At 48.8% G+C, this 1,144-nt stretch carries 2 protein-coding genes; both read left to right on the top strand.

Annotated features, from left to right (window positions below):
• On the top strand, positions 1–381 hold a 381-nt coding region (locus NSB03_RS20665; protein WP_257466635.1), incomplete at its 5' end, for a tyrosine-type recombinase/integrase.
• Positions 378–1,144, top strand: a 767-nt coding sequence (locus tag NSB03_RS20670; protein ID WP_257466636.1) for a tyrosine-type recombinase/integrase, incomplete at its 3' end; no start/stop codon positions are given. The genes NSB03_RS20665 and NSB03_RS20670, both read left to right, overlap by 4 nt.

Genomic DNA, 1,144 nt, shown 5'->3' on the forward strand with positions numbered 1-1,144 from the left:
CGTGCCGTGGTAGGAAACGCTGTATTTGATTACCTGCTCAAAGAACGTCCCCGAAGCCCGGAACCATATGTTTTTCTCACAGTACAGGTGCCATACAGAAGGCTTCATACAAGCAATCTCGATGCTATATGCTCAAAAGTCATGTGCAAAGCAGGAATAAGACAAGGTGAAAATGAGAGAAAGAGTCTGCATCTGTTCCGCCACAATGTGGCAACGGCCCTGTTGCAGGGCGGTGTGCAGCAACCTGTTATAAGTGCCACCCTCGGCCATGCGTCCCCGGATTCTCTCAACCGCTACCTTAGTGCGGAATTCAAGAGGCTGAAGGAATGTTCATTGAGCATAGAATACTTTCCCGTAGGAAAGGGGGTGTTTGACGTATGAAAACTATTTCATTCCTATCCAACGCTATAGAAGGGTATGTAAAATACCGCAAGGCTTCCGGGCGTAACAGCCATAGCTATGTCAAGAACGTAATACTGTTCGATCATTTTTGCGCAAGGGAATATCCGGGACAAACTGAGCTTACCCAAGAAATCGTGGACAGATGGTGCAGGCAACGTCCGACTGAATGCACAAACTCCTGCGTGTCACGTGTCTATCCTGTCTTAGACTTCATCAAGTACATGAACAAGCGTGGAATGACGAAAATTGACTTGCCGCAAGTGCCAAGGTCTGTGCCGAGGACTTATACGCCGCATCCTTTTACACACTATGAATTGAAACGCTTCTTTGACGCTTGCGACAACATAAAGCCAAGGCGTGGCAGACTCGCGGCCATCCAGCGCATGACACTGCCGGTGTTCTTCCGTTTACTGTACAGTTCAGGAATAAGGACAACCGAGGCCATCCTGCTGGAACGCGATGACGTAAACCTTGAAAATGGCGTGGTATCCATCAAACGTGGCAAAGGGTATGACCAGCATTATGTAGTCCTCCATGACACAATGTTGCCCCTGATGCGTACTTATGACGGAAAAATAGATGGGCTGATTCCGAACCGTAGGGTGTTTTTCCCGACACCGGATGACAAGCCGCACCCTCCTGTATGGGTAACGTACCACTTCAGGGTGCTGTGGCAAAGCTGCAATTCATCCCGCGCAATCCCATACGAACTAAGGCACAACTACGCCATAGAGAACATAAA

Source organism: Bacteroides acidifaciens (assembly GCF_024623065.1).
GTDB lineage: Bacteria > Bacteroidota > Bacteroidia > Bacteroidales > Bacteroidaceae > Bacteroides > Bacteroides acidifaciens.